The organism is Heliorestis acidaminivorans, from assembly GCF_008933955.1.
Lineage (GTDB): Bacteria > Bacillota > Desulfitobacteriia > Heliobacteriales > Heliobacteriaceae > Heliorestis > Heliorestis acidaminivorans.
On record NZ_WBXO01000003.1, the window covers coordinates 119,651 to 136,336 of the forward strand.

Sequence of the window (16,686 nt, forward strand, 5' to 3'; positions counted from 1 at the left end):
AGTTTTTGATTTTACAGGAGGGCTCTTTTTATGAATATCCAATTGGCCAAAATCTACGAGGCCCTCGAGAAAGCAAAAAAGCTCGACAAAGTACTTATCCAAGAAATTATTACTAAAGGTAAAGAGAAAAAGGGGCTAACTCTTCAAGAAAGTGCTTATCTACTTAATCTACAAGACCCTGCCTTATTACAGCACTTATATGACACAGCCGCCAAGGTAAAAGAAGAAATTTATGGTAAGCGCATTGTACTTTTTGCGCCTCTCTATACAAGTAATTACTGTATAAACAATTGCTTATACTGTGGCTTTCGCCAGGCCAATGAAAGTTTGCCACGCCGTCGCCTTTCTCTGCCTGAGGTTCAACAGGAAGCTAAGTTTTTAGCCCAAGAAGGCCATCGTAGGCTCTTGCTTGTTACAGGGGAAGCTCTGCCTGATGCTGAAGCAGAAGGGATTGCTTCCATTGTTGAATCTGTCTATAAGGCTGTCGATATTCGTCGCATTAATATAAATTGTGCCCCTCTTTCGGTAGAAGGATTTAGAATCTTAAAAGAAGCACAAATTGGTACTTATCAACTCTTTCAAGAAACGTACCACCCCAGACAATACGAATACCTACACCCTTCTGGTCCTAAGAAAGACTATTCTTATCGCTTGACAGCAATGAACCGTGCTATTGAAGCCGGACTTGACGATGTAGGCTTAGGTGTTCTTTTTGGCCTTTATGACTATTCTTTTGAAGTGCTAGCGCTCCTTGAACATGCCCGACTCCTTGATGAACAATATAAAGTTGGTCCTCATACTATCTCAGTGCCCCGTATAAAAAAAGCACCAGGAATGGCTCTTACAGCGATTCCAGCTCCCGTAGACGATGAGACTTTCAAAAAAATCATAGCTATTCTTCGCTTGGCCGTACCTTATACAGGAATTATTCTTTCCACTCGAGAATCTGCTACCTTACGCACCGACTTACTACATCTTGGCGTTTCTCAGCTTAGTGCTGGCTCATCAACTCAACCAGGTGGTTACGCTCCTCTAAGCAAAGAGTCCTTAGAGACAACAAGCGCTCCTCTTGAAGGTCAATTTTGTCTAGAAGATCATCGACCTCTCCAAGAAGTCCTTTGTTCCATCATGGAAGAAGGCTTTATCCCAAGTTTTTGTACTGCTTGTTATCGCAATGAAAGAACGGGAGAAGCTTTTATGGAACTAGCTAAGTCTGGTATAATTCATAAACTCTGTAGTCCTAATGCTTTACTTACTTTAGAAGAGTACCTAATCGATTACGGCAATGAAAAAAGCCGAAAACTAGGTCAGCAATTGATAAAGCAAGAAATCGAGAAACTACCAGCTTCACAAGCGACGACCTTGAAGAAGAACCTGAGTGAACTACAAAGCGGAAAAAGAGATCTCTTTATCTAACTTTAATAAGTGTAAATAAGTCTAAGATAAGCTTTTGCCTATTATATACAGTAAGGTTTTTCGATTAGAAAGGGGCTTCCTGATGTCTTTACTGAACAAGTACCTTACTGCTACTTCTGACGAACGGTGGCTACTTATATTTCCTTCTATGCAACAAACCTTACAAGCTCAACAACAGATGGAGCAGGCCGGCTTGCAAGGCGATTTTATTCCAACACCTAAAGGTTATGGTCCTGTTTGTACAACAGCAATTGTATTTTCCGGGTTGTTAGCACCAGAAGTAAAAGAACTAATGAGCTTACAGTCCCTTATCCCCACATATTTAGAGCCCTGGCGTCGTCGTCCAGCTGGTCCTGCTTGGCATGAAGCTCTAGAATCAATAAAAACAACAGCATATGGTGATGCACTTTTACGTTGTCGGGATCAACAAGATTGGACTGTAGAAGAAGTCACTTATCTTTTGTCTCCTCCAACAGTAGAGGATGAAGAAGCTCTACGCTTATCTGCTGAGGCACTTCGTCAAGAAACATTAGGCGATGTTGTTGATGTTCGCGGTGCTGTTGAATTTGGCAACATTTGTCGCAAAGATTGTCACTATTGTGGCCTTCGAAAAAGCAACATCCAACTAACACGTTATCGCCTAGATCTAGAAAAAACCATGCAAGCTATTGAAGATATATACAACATGGGTATTCGTACTGTTATCTTGCAATCGGGAGAAGAGCAGGAAAACGAGACAGCTTCCATTATAAAAATGATTGAAGCTATTAAAGAACGTTTCAAGCTACGCATTACTTTAAGCCTAGGCGAACGATCTTTGGCCGATTATAAAGCTTTTCGTCAAGCAGGCGCTAACAATTATTTATTAAGAATTGAAACAACAGATCATGAACTTTTCAGCAAAGTCCATCCTGACGATGATTTAGAAGAACGCATGCAGCACCTACTCTGGCTTCGTGAAGCAGGCTTTTTGCTTGGTACGGGCGGTCTAGTAGGATTGCCTGGACAGAAAGTAGCCTCTCTAGCGCAAGATATTCTTTACTGGCGTCAGCTTGGTGCGAATATGATTGGTATTGGTCCTTTCTTACCGGCGGCAGGTACACCCTTAGCTAATCAACCAGCTGGAGATCTTGCTATTACACTGCGCGTTTACGCTGTTACACGGTTACTTTGTGGCCGTGTCTTTATCCCTTCTACCACAGCTTTAGCTAGCCTCCACCCCGACGGACAACGTCTAGGCTTACAATGGGGGGCTAACTCTATTATGCTTACTCATACGCCTGAAGAAGTTCGCTCTCACTATCATCTCTATAAGAACAAGGCTAAAGTTGACCTTGATTTTGCTTGCCGCTCTATTCTTGAGGCCAAGCGGGAGATACCTGCATACTTGAATTGGCCAACGAGAAAATAAGTTTTCCAACATAGTTAGTTGATTATTAAATAGCTATAGGTTCGGAAGGGAGTTCGTAGATATTGAGTCTTCAAGATACACCTAGAGGTGAACGATTGCATATTGCTTTGTTAGGGCGTCGAAATAGCGGGAAATCTAGCTTGATTAACGCACTATCGAATCAAGAAGCGGCTATTGTTTCACCACAGGCGGGGACAACAACAGATCCGGTCTACCGACCAATGGAAATTCTGCCCCTTGGTCCAGTTGTACTTATTGATACACCTGGTTATGATGACGAAGGTGAGTTAGGAGCTCTCCGAGTAAAAAAAACACGAGAAGTATTTGCCAAAACAGACGTAGCTTTACTAGTCTTAGAAGCTACAACTGGATGGACAGAAGAGGATCGGCAGTGGCTTCAAATCTTGCAATCATCAGCTCTTCCTGTCCTTATAGTGTGGAATAAAATAGATCTACTTTCAACAGAAGAGCAAAAGTTATGTTGCCAAGACTCTAATGACTTGAAAAATATAGAAGTGCCGTCTGTATTCGTCAGCGCTAGAACAGGCCAAGGGCTGACCTCTCTTCTCGACGAGCTGATTAAAGTAGCACAAGAACGAGAAGAAGCACCTCCCATTATCGCAGATCTGATTAACCCTGGAGATGTAGTCATTCTAGTAGTGCCTATTGATGATTCAGCACCTAAAGGACGAATAATCCTACCTCAAGTACAAACTTTACGAGAACTTCTCGATCACCAAGCTATAACTATTGTGGTGCAACCAGAAAATCTAACTGAATCAATAAGCAAAATGGCTTCTCCACCTACTCTAGTCGTTACAGATTCTCAAGCTTTTCATCAGGTGAAGGAACTACTACCACCGCAAATGGCTCTAACCAGCTTTTCCATACTAATGGCTCGTTATAAGGGTGATATTAAGGAGCTTAACGAAGGATTACAGAAAATTGAAAAGCTTGAGCCAGGTCAATCTGTACTTATTGTTGAAGCTTGTACTCATCGTAGACAGCATCAAGATATCGGTACAGTACAGATCCCCAAATTGCTGGAAAAAAAAGCTAGCGGGAAACTAAATTTCCAGTTTGCTTCTGGCCAAACGATGCCGGAGGATCTAAGCTCTTACAACTTAATCGTCCACTGTGGTGCTTGTATGATTAACCGCAAACAAATGCTATCTCGGATTACAAGAGCCAAAGTAGCCGGTGTACCTATCGTGAATTACGGTATTTTATTAGCTCACTTTGCCGGTATACATGCAAGAGCCATAGAACCATTGCGAAAAATATCTTTTCAATAAAAAAAAGGACCTCACTACGAGTAACGCTACTTGTCGTGAGGTCCTTTCTAATTACCTAATATCTAAACTGAGCCATCATATCCTTTAGCTTCTCACCTTGCTCAGATAGCATAGCCGCCATAGCAGACAGTTGTTCTATGCTTGCTGTTAGTTCTTCCGATGAAGCAGAAACTTCTTCTGTCCCTGCTGAAGCTTCCTCTGTAATAGCTGAAATATTTTGCATATCTTTGTTTAATCCATCTACAGAGTTCATGATTTCATTAGACTTTAGGGTCATTAACGAGATCTCTTTAAGCATGCCTGTCATAGCTATTTTAATCTCTTCAAAGAGAGCTTTCGTTTCCTCTACGGAGTGCGACTGCTCTTGTACAATAGACTCTACTTCACTAACCTGAGTTACTGCCACAGTAATACTAGAAGTAATACCATCTATTAATGTAATAATCTCTCCCGTAGATTGTGATGATTCTTCTGCTAACTTTCTGACCTCATCAGCTACAACTGCAAAGCCCCGTCCACTTTCACCTGCTCGAGCGGCTTCAATGGCCGCATTAAAAGCTAGTAGGGTAGTTTGAGTCGCAATTCCCGATATGGTCTGTACAATCTTTTGAATTGACTTAGAACGATCATCTAGGTCACCAATAGCTTTCGCTACAGTAATAGAAATCGCCCGGTTACGATCCATCATTTCTCTCTGTAGATCTATTTTTTCTTGACCTAAGACAATAGCATTTTCAACTTTCTTAGCTTCTATAGAAGCATTATCTACTACTACCTCTGTATTTGAAGCTAAAGCTTGAATCTGACCTAGAACAGATACAGAATTATTCACAGCTGTGGCAACTTCCTGATTTCCTTTTGCTATTTCTCCAATAGTAATAGCAACTTGTTCTGTAGCCTTACTACTTTCATCACTATTCATTGCCAATTCCTGTGATTTTTCTGATACATCCTGAGCCGTTGCGGCTACATCTGCAACAATAGAACGGAGCTTAGAGATTAGCTTATTTACAGCTTCCGCCAACTGACCCACTTCGTCTTTGCTGTTAATAGATACTTTTTGCGTTAAATCGCCACCCTGTTCTGCTATCTCATTAATCTTTTCGTACAAAGCATTGAGCGGAATGACTACTGAACGACTAACTACAATAGCAATTAGCACACCAAGTACAATACTTAGTAGCGAAAGCATCCAAGCGGCTGTAATTGTTTGCTGTCCATCTCTTACAGACTCGCTATGAAGAATTTCACCACGGCTAATATTAACTTCAATAAGTCTAAAAACAGCAGATTTTGCTTCTTCAAAAGCCTTGCCACCAGAAAGAGCACCAGCTCTGGCTGAGTCTATATTGTTATTCTCAACTAGAGTCAAGTTCTTTTCCACAACTATTTTATAATCTTCCCAAGCTTTGTGCCAAACTACCAAACCAGCTTGTTCCTCTTCAATTAAATAAGTTTCTTCATACTTGCCGATCAATTGTTCAATTTCTTTAATATTATCTCGTACTTCTACTACTGCACTTTTTCGATTGCTTTCTTCTGAATCCACGACCATCTCTAGAACATTTGTTCTTATTTCAAATAATTTTTCTTCCACCCTGGTAAGGTCAACAATGGGAATAAAGCGATCGTTGTAAAATTCATGGTTTCTTTCTAACATATTTTGAGAAGATAGATAAGAAAAAGCTCCGAGTACCGATGTAAAGAGGATTAAAATACTAAATGCAATAAGCAACCTTGTTCTGAATTTCAATATCTTTTCCTTCCTTTCAACAAGAGTAAGTCAAGCATCATAGCAAGACAAGTTACATCCAACCTTGTAAATTAGCACCTATGTTAAGATATTTCTATAATTCTTTTAAGTGCCTTTTCGACGTATTTCGACACCTTGTGATGTTTTTCCTTCTTCTTTTGCTTCTCATGTTAATAAGCTGTTATTTTTGCATAAGATTTCTAAAATAGAAAAACCTTTTTCTTCGCTGTCTCTTGCGAAGAAAAAGGTTTTAGGCGCTTATTGTTCTTTGCATTGTCTTTTTATTGTGTTGTAGAGTACCTCTAGATAGTCTCAAATACTCTTGCCATTGCTCGAATATTTCTTGGTCATAATGCTCTTTATGCTCATCCATGTGCGTCATAACTTGAAAGGCATTTCGCATAGGCTGACCTGGTCTAACTTCTTGAAGTGCTAAATAATCGCTAACAATTGATATAATCTTGGCAAGTACTGAAATCTCAGTACCTTTTAGCTTATTAGGATAACCAGTTCCATCAGGTCTTTCATGATGCTGTACTACAGCTTCAATGATCAGGGGAGGAAAAACAGCCCCTTCCATAAGAATGTTTTGACTGTGTACAGGATGGGCATCCATTTGAATATATTCAAGAATGGTAATTCCTTGTTCTTTAGACCAAAGCTCTTTGTCTACACGTAACTTCCCTATATCGTGAAGAAGTGCTGCCGTTGTACCTAAAATAATCTCTTGTGGAGACCATTCTAGATAACGCAAAAAAGCTTGTGTTACTTTACCTACTTGTAAACTATGGTAATAGGTTGGTGCATGATGAGCATGAAGAGCCGCTAATAATTGATGTGTCTGTTCTACAATTGCTTTATATTGCCTATCAGTAATTAAAACCTTACTCATGCTACCACCTCCATAAATAATTTATATTTCCTTCTTTTGTCTTCATCTTATGCTATTATTGACGAAAATAAAATAAGACCCTGGTCATGACTTTTCATAGGACCAAGGTCTCTTATGCTTGAGCAATTTTCACCGTTGCAATTTCTTTTTCTTCTAATAGCTTTTCTATCTCTAATTTAGCCTTTTCTGCAGCTTCCTCTAATAGCCCATTTTCCTGCACTTCTTGAACGAGAGCAGTTAAGGCTTCTGCTTCTAGTTTTCTAATTTCTTCTCTGTTCAGAGGTTTTATAAACTTGCGCACATAAGGTTCTTGCTGATAGAGAACTTCCCAGGAGTCTACGTTAATAAATTGATAGAGGACTTCTGGTTGGGGCAATTGTAGAATTAGTTCTCCTTGAGGTTGTTCTATTAGCTCAATTTTGTCAGCATCAATTCCAATAAGCACTGTTCCCTGCCCTACAGCTATGTACTTGATCGAAGTCCTGGGCACTGGTTCGGACCCAAGACTCGTCAAAGTGCCTACTAGGCCAAAGTCATGCCAGCGCAAAGGATCGTCGATAGCAATGGTAATTGAAGCATTGTGTTCTAAGGTAACGAGTTTGGCCACTTCCCGAATCTCATTAAGGTACATAACAATCTTACTTTTTTCTGGATCTTTTTGCTTATATAGTTGGTTCAAGGAAAGGATTAATAAGATCGCGATAATAAGCACCAACAGACCTGGAATAGCTTTCGTTGCTAAACGTATCAATGCTCTTCCCTCCTTGCTTAGCCAAACCCACGCTGAATACAGTTTGTCTACTGGAAGAGTTATGCCTGTTCACCTTACTTTATGAGAAGCAAAGTTTTAGACTTTGGGGATATTGCGTCCATAAAAAATTTCATACATTTCTTTTTTGAGACGCTGTTTAATTTTCTTTTTCTCACCTGGTAAAAGTTCTTTTTTGGCAGTACCAAATAGATAATTGTCCAAATCAAATTCTTTCAAGATCATTTTAGTATGGAAAATATTTTCTTGATATACATTCACGTCGATCATCTGGTAAAGGTTACGCGTATCGCTCTCAATATAGTTTTGAATGGAGTTAATTTTATGGTCAATGAAGTATTTTTTACCTGTCACATCACGCGTAAAGCCTCTCACGCGGTAGTCGGTAATTACAATATCAGGATTAAATGAGTTGAGTAGGTAGTTTAAGGCTTTCAAAGGTGAAATATGACCACAAGTAGAAACATCTATATCAGCCCGAAAAGTACTAATTCCTTTATCAGGATGGCTTTCCGGATATGTGTGTACTGTAATATGACTTTTATCTAGGTGGCAGACAACAGAATCAGGAGTGCAGTTATCTTCTTCTGGAGACTCTCCTTCTTGAGAACAATCTTCAGGAACTAGTCCCTCAGATATCAACATTGTGACACTTGCTCCTTGAGGATCATAATCTTGCTTAGCAATATTTAGAATATTAGCACCAATGATGTTAGAAACTTCTGTTAGAATGCTTGTTAGACGCTCAGCATTATATTCTTCATCGATATACTCAATGTAAGATTTTCTGTGCTCTGGCGTTTTAGCATAACAGATGTCGTACATGTTAAAACTCAATGTTTTGGTTAGGTTGTTAAATCCATATAGCTTCAATTTTTTAAAAGGTTTTACTTCCATTGTCTTCGCCTGCCTCTTAGCTTTCAATGTAATGATACTACTTTACGTCATGTGACAAAAAGTTGCAATATCTAATCTGTTAAGTCAATTTTTGCACTTATAAAATGATATCTTTTAGATTACGTTTGGGCACATGATGCACCTTCTGATCGTCACGCCAGTACTTTATATCGCCTTGCAATGGTTCGATAACTATTTCTTCAATAGGTTTCCCTAGGGCAATAACAAGTAAGATCTCATATTGTTCTGGAATTGCTAGAGCTTCAGCTAACTTATCTCTTTGTAATGCCCCAATAATACATCCACCTAGTCCTTTTTCAACAGCACCTAAAAGGATTGATTGAACAGCTATACCATGATCGCAATCTAGGGGCACTGGAAAAGGCTTGGGCGTAACTTGCCTATCTCTAAGTACGATAACATAAGCAGAAGGTCTTTCTCCTTCCACAGGACCTATCCATTCTTTTAGATATCCTGCCCAGGCTAGATGAGGAAAAATCAGTTCGTTTTTTTCTTGATTAGAGGATATGATATACTTCAAGGGCTGTAAATTAGCGGCTGAAGGCGATAAACGGGCTAAATCAATTAACTCTTTCAAAGTCTCTCTTTCGATAACATGATTTTCTTGAAAACGTCGATAGCTTCGATTAGCGTTGATTAATGCTTTGATATGGCTCATACAGGAAAACTCCTTTTATTATAAAAATAGTTACCTTCTATTGGCAAAGTGCTTTTCTTCAGCTATGCTTTCTTTAGTTACTTGAAATTAAGGTAGGTGGCTTGGTAAAACCAATGATGAAAAATATATTTGCTCCTAACCGTTCTTTGTGGGCAATTCCCATAATGTTTTTGCTTTGGTTGCTCCTTCCTTTTCTACTACTTTTGGCAGTAGAATTCATCCATAGAGGTTCTATAGGGGAACTATTTTCTTGGCTTACAAGTAGTCGTCAAATTATACTTCTGAACTACTTAATTGCTCTTTCATTTTCTACCCTTGTCATAGCTATTGTAGGTTCTTTTTATCTTAGCTTATCCCTTGCTACTTTGCTATTACTTCTTTTTGCTCTCATTAACTTATATAAACTTCAGTTTCTCGGCGATCCTTTCTTCCCTTGGGACTTACTCTTCTATCAACAAGTAATCAAGCTATTTCCTGTTTTGGCCAAGGAGACAGGTTTCTCTGATTTGCTCTTAATTGGCCTGGTCGTGTTAGCTATCTTCCTATTGCGCAAATTTTTGCCAGCTGCAAAAGTCAATCTCTGGTTTCGTATTACTGGCGCTGTCCTTTCCATTCTATTGATTTACTCTATCGCCTTTTATAAATCATCACCTAACATTGAGTCCATGATTCGAGAAGATATGAAAATTCATGAGCATGTCTGGATGCAGAGCTTGAACTATGAGATTAATGGATCTTTGTTAGCTTTCGTGATGAATATCGAAAGTGCTGTTGTTACGTCTCCTTCAGGGTATCATTCACAAGCAATTGAGACCATTGCTACCGATCTTGAAGAAAAAGTAGCTTCTGCAAAAAATCGAACAGTAGCTCCCGTAGCATGGCCTGAAGCTTGGCCTAAAAAGAAGCCTAATATTATAGTAATTATGAATGAAGCTTTCTGGGATCCAACAAGGTTAGAAAATGTAAGCTTTAGTGCTGATCCCATGCCTTTTTTCCGTTCTTTGCAAGAGCATTATAGCACAGGCACGTTGCTTTCACCTGTTTTTGGTGGTAATACCTCTAATGTAGAGTTTGAAGTGCTTACTGGTTTTTCTATGAATTATCTACCGCCTGGTTCTGTGCCTTATCAACAGCATATCAAAAGATCTACACCATCGATGGCTAGTCTACTAAAAGCAGAAGGCTATCACACTATAGGAGTCCATCCTTATTCGAGATGGTTTTGGAATCGCGAAGAAGTTTATGGTCATTTAGGCTTTGACCATTTTTATAGCATCGAAGCTTTTGAAGGCTCTTACTATCGCGGACCTTATGTAGCTGACGAAGAAGTATCACGCTTTATTATTGAACAAACGGAAAGTCATGAAGAACCTGTATTCGTCTACGCCGTAACGATGCAAAACCATGGTCCCTATGAAGCCAATCGTTATGAAGAGAATGAAGTTAAGGTTAGCGGTGACCTTGCCCCTGCTTCTATAGCTAGTCTTGAAACTTTTACTCAAGGAGTTGTAGATGTCGATCGCTCACTGCAGTTACTCGTAGAACATTATGAGCAATCACCAGAGCCTACCTTAATCTTACTCTTTGGCGATCATCTGCCTTTCTTAGGAGCTAATCATTCTATCTATCGAGAAGCAGGCTTTATTGAAAGACAAGAAAAAGATTGGTCTTTGGAAGAGTATGCTCGGATGAGAGAAGTCCCTTTTCTACTTTGGAGCAATTATGAACAAGAAAGATTTACCCTTCAAGGCTTGAGCACATCTTTTTTGCCCCCTTATATCTTCCGTATGGCTAATATTGAACTACCACTCTATTACTATTTCTTAGATAACTTTCAAGCTCATTTCCCTGGTTATATTGCTTCTTTGGTTATAGATCATGAAAGTAATTTATTAAGCCAAGTGCCTGAAGAACTTCAGCATCTAGAAGAGCAGTTCTGGCTCCTGCAGTATGATCTCATGTTTGGACGTCAATACGGCCTAGAGTTTCTCCGAATGCCTGTAGCTACGGGGAGTGATGGATAGGAAAAGACCCTGGTCCTTACCGACCAAGGTCTTTTCCTTTTGAGAATTTTTTTGATTAAGGGCAAGGAAAAGCAATGAGTCTACGAATACTTCGTACAGGAATGCGAATAGTTATGAAAACTCGACCAACTCGACTAAAAACTTTTAGTGCAACATAGCCTTTTTTTACTTCTACAAGACATCCTACAAAAGTACGAAACCTCGTTTGTAGAACAACAACTTTACCAAGCAAGGCTCTTGCTCTCTTGCGATATTGCAGTGGTGATACAATTGATTTAGGGCGAACTCTTTTCTTTCTGACTGGTAATTTTTTATCCATCTAAAAGCACCTCCTTTACCAACCATTAGTTCAGTATATACTTTTTTCCATAAAAAGGTTTTTGGGCAATAAAAAAGCAGTGAGTCTTGATATGACTCACTGCTTTTTGCTTATGCTAAGCTCTCTAGCCCATATGGCCGAGTACAACTGTAGCAATGGAAAAGTAAATAAGGAGACCTACAGCATCGATGATGGAAGTTATAAGTGGACCACTAGCTACTGCTGGGTCAAATCGTAATCTCAACAGCAAGAAGGGCAAAAGCGTGCCAATAATATTTGCTGCAACCACAAGTGTAATCATGGTAAGTCCTACAACAATACCGATCTCAAAGCCACCACGGAAGTAACCAAGAATCATACTTCCCAGTGCCATCGTGAGACCAATAGCTATACCTACTTTCATCTCTTTGCTGATTGTTTTAACCCATTGATCCATTTTTATATCGCCAGTAGCGATAGCACGAACCATAAGTGTAGCTGACTGAGCTCCTGCATTACCTCCGCTATCAATAAGCAAAGGAATAAAAAAAGCTAAAGCGATTGCGGCAGAAAGCATATCTTCATAAGCGGCAATTACACCAGAAGAAGCCAAGTTTACGACGACTAGCGTCATCAACCATCCTACCCTTTTGCGATATAGAGACCAAACTGATGCTTCTCGGTAACTAGTTTTTAAAGGAGTCACAGCAGCACCTTTGTGAAAGTCCTCGGTGGCTTCTTTTTGTGCCACGTCAAAGACATCATCAATGGTGACCATACCGATGAGAACTCCGTCAGTATCAACTACAGGTAAAGCAAAAAGATCATACTTCTGCATAACAAAAACAGCTTGCTCTCGATCTTCAAAAGCATTAAGGCTGACAAAGCTATCATCCATGATCTGCTGTACCTTATCATTCGAACGGGCTAAGATAAATTTTTGTAGTTCTAAAGCATCAAGAAGCTTCCAAGAATCATCGGTAACATAAATTACGTTGATTGTCTCGCTTCTTTTCCCTTTATTGCGTATATGATCTAGAGCCTCGCTAACAGACCACTCTGGCCGCACAGCTACATAGTCGGGCGTCATCAAACGACCTACTGACTCTTCTGGATAACCTAACAATTGTCGTGTTTCATGTAAATCTTCAGCACTTAGTAAGTTCAATAAGTGCTGTGTTACTTGGCCAGGTAGTTCTTCAAAAAGGGTTGTCCGATCGTCAGGCGTAAGGGACGCAAGAAGATGACGAGTCTCTTCATCTGTTAAGTCTTTTAAGAGACCTTTGCGATGTTCCGATTCCATATAAGAAAAGACATCGCCGGAAATACGTCGGGGCAACATGCGAAAAACAAGGACACGATCGGCTTTTTCTAGTTCTAGCAAAAGATCGGCCACTTCCGGCAAAGGCCACTCCGCTAGCTCTTCTCGCAGTGCTAACCAGCTTTTTTGGTGAACAAGTTCTTCAATTGTTTTCTTGCGCTCTTCATCGATCATCCACAATCCTCCAGCAAGCAGTCTGAAACTATTGTACTATGTCCACTGAGCGACACAGCGATGGATCGGTTGACCTTGGCTACTAAACTTTTTTTCGTATTCGGTCATAACGCGGGCTGATAGATCGAACTCTTCTATTTCTTTTTCCTGATGAAGATCAAAAGTAACTTCTCGTAACTTGAAGCCATTAGCTTGAAATTCTTCAAGAGAAAATTCAAAAAGACCTCGATTGTCTGTTTTCAAATGAATTTCACTGTTCTTTTTCAATATCACTTTGTAAATATCTAAGAACTTAGTATAAGTTAATCTTCTCTTGCTATGTCTTGCTTTGGGCCAAGGATCGGAGAAATTAAGGTAGATGCGATCGACCTCTCCAGGAACAAAAAATTCCGCCAATCTTTCGATATTTGACCAGATAAGCGTAAGATTCGGTGCTTCCCAGTCCTCTGCCTTTGCTAAGGCTTGTAAGAGTACTTCTTCTCGTAATTCTACACCGAGCCAATATTTCTCGGGACAAGATTGAGCCATAGTGTTAATAAAGTTACCTTTGCCAACACCGAGTTCTAGGTGTACTTCTTTTTCTTGCTCTGACCCTTGTCCTGTTTTTTCAGCAAAATATTCTCGCCAGCGGCCTTTATATTCTGTAGGGTCGAGAACAAGCCATTGGGGATATTGTAGGAGTTTTTCTCTAGCACCTGGAATGCGCCGTAACCGCATCTGAAACCGTTCCTTTCTATCGCTGTTATAGAGCTTTCAAAGTTATAAAGCTTATAATATTTTGTATTAACTATAGTGGAGGTGGAAGTAAGGCTTGCATATCTTCCGGCAGGTCTATTTGCACTTCTATAGGCTCTTTCGTCCGTGGCTGTAGCCAGCGTAGTGCTTTAGCGTGAAGAGCCTGTCGATTTAGACGCATGCTCTGTCCACCGTAGAGGCTATCACCTAGCACAGGTATACCTAAATGACTGAAGTGTACACGTATTTGATGTGTTCGACCAGTCTCTAAATGTACTTCTACTAGACTCAGATCTTTAGATAGTACTTGTAAGACTTTATAATGGGTGACAGCTCTTTCACCTTCTTCTGAAACTTTACGTCGCAAGGGATGACGAGGATCTCTTCCAATAGCTAACTCTATAGTACCTGCTTCTGCTGGTGGTGTACCCAGTAAAATCGTTTGATAGGAGCGCTTTACCTTTCCCTCTTGAAGTTGTTGATCTAAGGCATGATGTGCATAGGCACTTTTGGTAAAGAGCACTAGTCCCGAAGTATCTTTATCTAGACGATGAAGAGGCCTTACTTTGGCCTTTAAGCCTATCTTTTCAAAATAGTAGGCTACCCCATGGGCTAAGGTAGGGCGAAAAGCAGATCTTTGCTCTGGCGGATGTACTTCGATGCCCGAAGGTTTGTTGAGGAGAATAACGTCCTTATCTTCAAAAGCAATATCTAAAGCCATTTCTACCGGTGCTAAATGACCTTCTTCTTCTAAGTGTAGAAGAATTTTTAATACGTCACCAGCACTTACTCTTGTGCCAAGATATGCTTTCTTTTCGTTTAGAGTAAAAGCATCGTTGCGAGCCGCTTTTTGTCTCATTCGTCTCGATAAACCCAGGCTATGTCGCATAATGGATTCTATTTTTCTGCCTTCTTCCTCAGGCTTGATTGGATAGGTTAACCAATCTTTGGTCACAATCAATGCTTCCTCCATTTCTTTGCCTATACAAAGTGTACCTATAAATGATCATACTGGCAAGCAGAAAGGTTTTTAAGGACTATCTTTACAAGTAATCCTACTATGATAAGCTTAGCTTTTCCCGGCTAGAAGAAGATAAAGCAAAAAAAGAAGAACCTTCCGTGATGGAAGGATCTTCTTTTTTTGTTTGCTCTTATTACTTAGAATCTGCTTAAACGGTCTGCTGAGCTAATAAGTTACGAGCATTGTTAACTGTTGGCGTATACATAAGGTCAAAATACTCACGACACATACGATGGGCAGAGAACTGCCAACGAGACATGTCGATGCTGAGAATCATCATTTCTACCCAACGTTTGCGATCGTTATAGTAGGTCGGTACTACTTCTTGCAGAAGAACTCTATACAAGGATTGCATATCCCATTCGTCCTGCTCTTTTTCCGATAAGCTTTCTCCTGGATGAAAGTCAAGCAACCAGCCATTAATGCCGCTTTGAACTCCTTCGCCAACCCAACCGTCTTCAACGCTAAGATTAAGAACACCATTCATGGCCGCTTTCATTCCTGATGTACCAGAAGCTTCTTGGGGGCGTCTAGGATTATTGAGCCAGATATCACAACCTTGTACGAGCAAGGTCGCAATGTCTATATTATAGTTCTCAATAAAGACAACGCTGTTAGGATAAAGCTTTTCGAACTTGACGAGACGGGCAATCAATTCTTTACCCATGCCATCATTAGGGTGAGCTTTCGAGGAAAAGACGATTTGAATACGACCTGTAGCCAGATAAGGTTCAATAATAGAAGCATTACGGAAGATTAAATCGCCTCTTTTGTACTCGGCGGCTCGACGAGCAAAGCCTAGGAGTAAGGCATCTTCCCGTAACTTTACCTTTTTCTTTTGCTCAATATATTGAATTAGTTTTCTTTTGTTATCCATGTGAATAGACCAGAGATCTGCTCTCCGTTCGAAGGCCACTTTGACTCTGGGGTCTTGCCATGTTCCGGAATGAACGCCGTTGGTAATGGAAAAAATCAAAGGTATTGATTCTAAATGGCCCCACATTCGCTGTGCAGTCCGACCATGAAGTTTGGAAACTCCATTTGCCATAAAGGAAAGTCTCAAACCAGCTACTGTCATGCTGAAAGGATCGCCACCAAGATCACGCATTTGATCATAGTGCAACCCATTGTAGGCCTCCATATGTTGTAATAGCGAGTGATCATGAACTTCATTACCAGCGGCAACAGGAGTATGAGTAGTAAAGACAACTTGGTGCCTAGTTTCATTCCAGGCACGTTCGAAGGACAGCCCTAAGTTCATCTTTTCGCGAATTAACTCAACACCAGCAAAAACTGCATGACCTTCGTTAAAGTGATAAACATCGGCTTCCACACCCAAGGCACGAAGAGCTCTTACCCCGCCAATGCCTAGGATCATTTCGGCGGCAATTCGATCTTGCTTGCCACCCCCGTAGAGCCTTCTAGTCATCCATGCATGGGGACTGCCTGGATATCCAGCATCGAGTAAGTACAGTGGAGAATTACCTAAATGATTACATAGCCATACTTTACAGACTACATCTTCTCCACGTACACGGACCGTTACAGTCACGCCTGTATCCTCAAGCTCATCAAAGTCATACTCTGCAAAGGTGTCATAAGGCTGACTGTTTTGGTCAATGTACTGATTAGTGTACCCTTGTCGCCAAAGGATACCAATAGCCACAACAGGTCGCCCCAAATCGCGGGCCGCTTTAAGGTAATCACCGGCTAGGATACCCAAACCTCCAGAATAAATGGGCAGTGAAGTTGATAGCCCGTATTCCATACAAAAGTAGGCTACCTGGGGGAGTCCGGGTCCTATGCTGTAGTTGAACAAGGATCCACACCTCTTTCTGAGATCTTTGTCTAAACAATATAATAGCGAAAGTGGTAACAAATATCTAGTTGTAAAGAGAATTTTTTTGCAAATTTTTGCTTTTTTATCCTTACAATCATACTTTTTATTATCCAGTATTTACTTTATCACTATTTTATGAATATCTATGATAAGAACAATTG

General features: G+C 40.3%; 14 protein-coding genes. 4 read left to right on the top strand and 10 right to left on the bottom strand.

The window, feature by feature from the left end:
* Positions 1-30 precede the first annotated feature (30 nt).
* From hydG to hydF, 3 genes are all read left to right on the top strand, one after another.
* Complete coding sequence (hydG, locus tag F9B85_RS05350; RefSeq protein ID WP_151619296.1) at positions 31-1,416, top strand: [FeFe] hydrogenase H-cluster radical SAM maturase HydG; 1,386 nt, start codon at positions 31-33, stop codon at positions 1,414-1,416.
* A gap of 82 nt (positions 1,417-1,498) precedes the next feature.
* Positions 1,499-2,827, top strand: coding sequence for a [FeFe] hydrogenase H-cluster radical SAM maturase HydE (gene hydE / locus F9B85_RS05355; protein WP_151619298.1), 1,329 nt, complete (start codon positions 1,499-1,501; stop codon positions 2,825-2,827).
* Positions 2,828-2,889: 62 nt separating this feature from the next.
* Positions 2,890-4,122, top strand: a complete 1,233-nt coding sequence (gene hydF / locus F9B85_RS05360) for a [FeFe] hydrogenase H-cluster maturation GTPase HydF (protein ID WP_151619300.1) — start codon at positions 2,890-2,892, stop codon at positions 4,120-4,122.
* A 55-nt stretch (positions 4,123-4,177) separates the two neighbouring features.
* Here the strand turns inward: hydF and F9B85_RS05365 are convergent, their stop codons facing one another.
* The 5 genes from F9B85_RS05365 to F9B85_RS05385 all read right to left on the bottom strand — a co-directional run bounded on the left by F9B85_RS05365 (position 4,178) and on the right by F9B85_RS05385 (position 9,112).
* Positions 4,178-5,875 carry a methyl-accepting chemotaxis protein gene (locus F9B85_RS05365; RefSeq protein WP_151619302.1) on the bottom strand — a complete coding sequence of 566 codons (1,698 nt, stop codon included), beginning with the start codon at positions 5,873-5,875 and terminating at the stop codon, positions 4,178-4,180.
* Positions 5,876-6,125: 250 nt separating this feature from the next.
* A complete protein-coding gene (locus F9B85_RS05370) occupies positions 6,126-6,767 on the bottom strand; it encodes an HD-GYP domain-containing protein (RefSeq protein WP_151619304.1) in 642 nt (213 codons plus the stop codon).
* 112 nt (positions 6,768-6,879) lie between these two features.
* Positions 6,880-7,518, bottom strand: a complete 639-nt coding sequence (locus tag F9B85_RS05375) for a DUF4230 domain-containing protein (RefSeq protein WP_151619306.1) — start codon at positions 7,516-7,518, stop codon at positions 6,880-6,882.
* Between the two features lie 96 nt (positions 7,519-7,614).
* Entirely contained in the window at positions 7,615-8,433 is an 819-nt protein-coding gene (gene speD, locus F9B85_RS05380; protein ID WP_151619308.1) for an adenosylmethionine decarboxylase, read from the bottom strand.
* 97 nt (positions 8,434-8,530) lie between these two features.
* Positions 8,531-9,112, bottom strand: coding sequence for a nitroreductase family protein (locus tag F9B85_RS05385; RefSeq protein WP_151619310.1), 582 nt, complete (start codon positions 9,110-9,112; stop codon positions 8,531-8,533).
* A 113-nt stretch (positions 9,113-9,225) separates the two neighbouring features.
* Between F9B85_RS05385 and F9B85_RS05390 the strand changes: the two genes are divergently transcribed.
* Positions 9,226-11,136, top strand: coding sequence for an LTA synthase family protein (locus tag F9B85_RS05390; RefSeq protein WP_151619312.1), 1,911 nt, complete (start codon positions 9,226-9,228; stop codon positions 11,134-11,136).
* Between the two features lie 55 nt (positions 11,137-11,191).
* On the opposite strand, the gene F9B85_RS05395 is transcribed toward F9B85_RS05390, so the two are convergent.
* The 5 genes from F9B85_RS05395 to glgP all read right to left on the bottom strand — a co-directional run bounded on the left by F9B85_RS05395 (position 11,192) and on the right by glgP (position 16,504).
* Entirely contained in the window at positions 11,192-11,455 is a 264-nt protein-coding gene (locus tag F9B85_RS05395; RefSeq protein ID WP_151619314.1) for a hypothetical protein, read from the bottom strand.
* A 124-nt stretch (positions 11,456-11,579) separates the two neighbouring features.
* Positions 11,580-12,929 carry a magnesium transporter gene (gene mgtE, locus F9B85_RS05400; RefSeq protein ID WP_151619316.1) on the bottom strand — a complete coding sequence of 450 codons (1,350 nt, stop codon included), beginning with the start codon at positions 12,927-12,929 and terminating at the stop codon, positions 11,580-11,582.
* Between the two features lie 36 nt (positions 12,930-12,965).
* Entirely contained in the window at positions 12,966-13,646 is a 681-nt protein-coding gene (trmB, locus tag F9B85_RS05405) for a tRNA (guanosine(46)-N7)-methyltransferase TrmB (RefSeq protein WP_151619318.1), read from the bottom strand.
* A 70-nt stretch (positions 13,647-13,716) separates the two neighbouring features.
* Positions 13,717-14,619: an RluA family pseudouridine synthase gene (locus tag F9B85_RS05410; RefSeq protein WP_170270200.1), complete on the bottom strand. Its 903-nt coding sequence runs from the start codon at positions 14,617-14,619 to the stop codon at positions 13,717-13,719.
* Between the two features lie 214 nt (positions 14,620-14,833).
* Positions 14,834-16,504: an alpha-glucan family phosphorylase gene (gene glgP / locus F9B85_RS05415; RefSeq protein WP_279237725.1), complete on the bottom strand. Its 1,671-nt coding sequence runs from the start codon at positions 16,502-16,504 to the stop codon at positions 14,834-14,836.
* Between the last annotated feature and the right edge of the window lie 182 nt (positions 16,505-16,686).

What these genes read in the sequence shown, in the direction of transcription:
- F9B85_RS05370 (WP_151619304.1), bottom strand. Translation starts at nt 6,767, where the DNA reads ATGAGTAAGGTTTTAATTACTGATAGGCAATATAAAGCAATTGTAGAA.
- F9B85_RS05385 (WP_151619310.1), bottom strand. Translation starts at nt 9,112, where the DNA reads ATGAGCCATATCAAAGCATTAATCAACGCTAATCGAAGCTATCGACGT.
- speD (WP_151619308.1), bottom strand. Translation starts at nt 8,433, where the DNA reads ATGGAAGTAAAACCTTTTAAAAAATTGAAGCTATATGGATTTAACAAC.
- trmB (WP_151619318.1), bottom strand. Translation starts at nt 13,646, where the DNA reads ATGCGGTTACGGCGCATTCCAGGTGCTAGAGAAAAACTCCTACAATAT.
- hydE (WP_151619298.1), top strand. Translation starts at nt 1,499, where the DNA reads ATGTCTTTACTGAACAAGTACCTTACTGCTACTTCTGACGAACGGTGG.
- mgtE (WP_151619316.1), bottom strand. Translation starts at nt 12,929, where the DNA reads ATGATCGATGAAGAGCGCAAGAAAACAATTGAAGAACTTGTTCACCAA.
- F9B85_RS05390 (WP_151619312.1), top strand. Translation starts at nt 9,226, where the DNA reads ATGATGAAAAATATATTTGCTCCTAACCGTTCTTTGTGGGCAATTCCC.
- hydG (WP_151619296.1), top strand. Translation starts at nt 31, where the DNA reads ATGAATATCCAATTGGCCAAAATCTACGAGGCCCTCGAGAAAGCAAAA.
- F9B85_RS05395 (WP_151619314.1), bottom strand. Translation starts at nt 11,455, where the DNA reads ATGGATAAAAAATTACCAGTCAGAAAGAAAAGAGTTCGCCCTAAATCA.